4 protein-coding genes are annotated in these 3401 nt (G+C 34.2%); 3 read left to right on the forward strand and 1 reads right to left on the reverse strand.

The window, feature by feature from the left end; all coding sequences use genetic code 11:
• Positions 1–986: hypothetical protein (locus HRT72_03890; protein ID NQY66848.1), on the forward strand; the 986-nt coding region annotated here is incomplete at its 5' end.
• 8 nt (positions 987–994) lie between these two features.
• On the opposite strand, the gene HRT72_03895 is transcribed toward HRT72_03890, so the two are convergent.
• Positions 995–1555 (reverse strand): hypothetical protein, encoded by a 561-nt coding sequence (locus HRT72_03895; protein NQY66849.1) that lies wholly within the window; start codon positions 1553–1555, stop codon positions 995–997.
• Positions 1556–1970: 415 nt separating this feature from the next.
• Between HRT72_03895 and HRT72_03900 the strand changes: the two genes are divergently transcribed.
• Both HRT72_03900 and HRT72_03905 read left to right on the forward strand, forming a co-directional pair.
• Entirely contained in the window at positions 1971–2393 is a 423-nt protein-coding gene (locus HRT72_03900) for a response regulator (protein NQY66850.1), read from the forward strand.
• 247 nt (positions 2394–2640) lie between these two features.
• Positions 2641–3401 (forward strand): SprB repeat-containing protein (locus HRT72_03905; GenBank protein ID NQY66851.1); only part of this gene is annotated, 761 nt, incomplete at its 3' end.

A 3401-nucleotide genomic window follows, 5' to 3' on the forward strand; every position in this document is an offset into this window, starting at 1 on the left:
CTATTCTTCAGGAATTTAAAAATGACAGGGAAGAATTGATAGAAGAAATACATTCGATATTGGTGAATGCCTTAGAATCGAAGGGTAAGGCTATTCCTTCTAGTCCAATGGATTTAAAAGTAACAACTCAGGGAGGAATTGGTACAAATAAAGAGCATGAATTTTTACTGGATTTTTATAAAGTAGATGGAGTTGGTTGGGCTTCTCCTTTTTTACTAGTGCCAGAAGTAACGAACTTGGATGATGAGACTAGGGACTTGATTAAAAATGGAAAGGAAAAAGATTTTTATTTAAGTAAAACTTCGCCATTAGGTATTCCGTTTAATACTGTAAGAGGGACTTCTAAAAGTGAGATTCTTTGGGAAAATGTTAAGAACGGTAACCCAGGGAGCCCTTGTCCGAAAAAGTATCTCGTTTCTAATACTGATTATACGGATGAACCTATTTGTAAATCTTCAAGAAAATTTCAAGAGATAAAGATTAAAGAGTTAGAAAGTCAAAAAGAAGAGCTAAGTCAAGAAAAGTATCAATCGGCCTACAATACCATTGTAGAAAAAGAATGTATTTGTGTTGGATTGGTTTCTGGGACTTTGCAAAATGAAAATCTTGATATTAAAATAGAGGGTCCTGGGAAATCCATATGCCCTGGTCCTAACGCAGCTTATTTTTCCGAGATAATATCAATGGATAAAATGATAGCACATATTTATGGAAGAGATGATGTAATGACTTTTGAGAATAGGCCAAATATGTTCTTAAAGGAAATAGGTATTTATATTAAGTATTTAAAAGATGCAATAGAAGATTTTAAATTACCTTTAGAGGATAAGCAGGTGAAATATATTACAGAATTTAAAATTAATCTGAACGAGGGTGTAGAATATTATGTCGATATGATTGAAGACTTGAAGACTAGCTTAGAAGTAAGTTCCGAAGATTTTCTGTCAGATTTAATGTCTCTAAAAAAGGAAATTAGTGCTATATAAGTAAAGGTTTATTGAACCTTCATTCCACTTGCCTTCCTTTTCTTTATCTGTGTCTTCTTAGAATCTTTTTTCTTAATCATTAATTTAGGTCTTGCATACGTTGAAGTGGTAGCAAACTCTTTGGTGCCATAGTTTACTTTTCCGTAATTGTTTGCCCAGTATAAGTTGTTAGCATCAGTTTCAGTTTTGTTTTTCGGATCTTCAGTGAATAATTCGTAGTAACCTAGTCCTCCTCTGGATCTGAATGTTAACGTATTTCCTTCTCCTAATTCAAATCGGATATTCAAACTGTTGCTTGTGCTATTTTCACAAGTCCCCATAGTGCCTTTTTCAATAACGATCATTTCAACCTGGCGACCTTCTTCCATCACAATATCCCCATCAGAAGTTTTAGTTTCCTTTGATGTCATTACTCTTTTAAGTTCTATAGTTTCTGAAGTGTAATATTGAATTTTTTTAAGATCTATGCCTTTTAATTCAACTGTTTTTCGAAGTTCTGAAGTGAATTCAGATTTGCATCCGGTGATAGATAATGAGAGTATTAATAATCCGAGTAGTGCTTGTTTCATATTTGTTATTTAGAATGCAAAAATAATCGAAAAAATGAGATTCCATTAGATTGCAGATTAGCTCTTTTTTTATAAAAAAAAAGTGTCGATATTTTAGCAAGACAATTATTGTACCATCATTTTTTATATTGAGATAGTTGATCGTTTATTTAATATGAATTATTAAGTTTTTTTTGCTCCGGCATTGACCAGTAAAGCATATCAATAAAATGAAATATTGAGAGTAATCTTACATTCAAAAAACTAAACTTTTCATCGTTTTTTTCGTTTTAATACTGCCTTTTGTTTGGTTTATATGTTGCTAGTTAACAGAAGGGTAGAAGATTGCCTGTTTTTTAGAGTTAAATCTCAGGTGTGTTGATGGGGTTATCTATGATATAAATCACTATGTTTAACATTACAAAGACAATTGTTCATGTTGAAGATTGAAAAGAATAAAAGAGTCTTGTTTATTGACGACGAAGAGGTGTTCAATTTCATGGCTGAAAGTATAATTGAATTATCTGGAGTTGACTGGGCGTTTGATTCAGTAACGTCAGGGCAGGAGGCACTAGATTTCTTGCAAGATTCAGGTGAGAAGTTCCCAAATGTGATTTTGGTTGATATCAATATGCCTTTAATGAACGGTTGGGGATTTGTTGAGGCATATAATAAATTGAATTTTAAGGAAGCTGGCCAAACGTATATGGCCATACTAACATCAAGTGATAATCCGCTTGATAAAAGAAAAGCCAAAGAGTTGAATATTGCATTTTATATAAAGCCAGTAGATATTGAGAGTATAAAAGTCATTGATTTGAATATTGAAAAGTTCAATGACGCTAAAAAGTCTATTTAGTTAATCAAAAGAGATTCTAGTATATATAGAAGTGGTTTTACCTTAGTTAAAGGGTTGAACCTTTTTGAATGAATTTCGTCTAAATGACATGTTGTTGGCTTAAAGCAAAATGACGGGGAGTGTTAAAACCTAGGGTGAAAGTTTCTTTCAGGCATAATAGTATTATCAAACTACTATGTTAAACCACTTTGTTTTAGCCAAATTTTAAGAAATTAGAGTTTATCTAACCAGAGGTAAATTGAAGTAAATGCAGAAGTCGAAAAATATAAGAATATTAGTACTACTAGTTGTTAGTTTGTTCGTATGCCAAATGGGATACGGACAATTGGTAATTACTTCTACTAGTTTTACGGATGAGGTATGTAAGGACGACGGAAATGGGTCGGCTACGGTTGTGGTGGATCCATTATCAATTACAGGTGCCGTCACTTATATATGGAGTAATGGCGGCACAACGGCAACTATATCTAATCTTAGCCCTGGAACATACACTGTTACAGTTGGAGATGATAATCCAGGAACAGTTGCTTCTGCAGGAATAGTAATTGACTATATGGCGGATCCATCAATTACAGTATGTTGTGAAGACCCCCTTGGTAATGTATGTTACTTAGATAGTAATGGAACTGCAGATGGGCAGCCAACTCAAGGGTTTGGTAATACAATGAACGCTGTCGATTTTACATATTTATGGGGAAATGGTGAAACGACCAAAAAGGCATTGGGATTAACAGCAGGCTGGACAACTCTTGTGGTTACGGATATTGCTACTGGTTGTTCGAGTCCGGCAGATTCTGCTATTATGTTTGATGTGGCGGAAACGGTTACTGTAGATGTTGTGGCAGTAACGAATAATCCAACATGTAATGGAGGTACTAACGGCCAAGTTACAGCATTGGTAGCGGGAGGAGATCCAAGTTTGTATACGTTTACTTGGTCTACTGGGAGTACTACAGCGATTGTAGGATCGGGTACAGATAATATCTCAAGTTTAATTGATGGATCATA

The sequence above is a fragment of the Flavobacteriales bacterium genome (assembly GCA_013214975.1).
GTDB lineage: Bacteria > Bacteroidota > Bacteroidia > DT-38 > DT-38 > DT-38.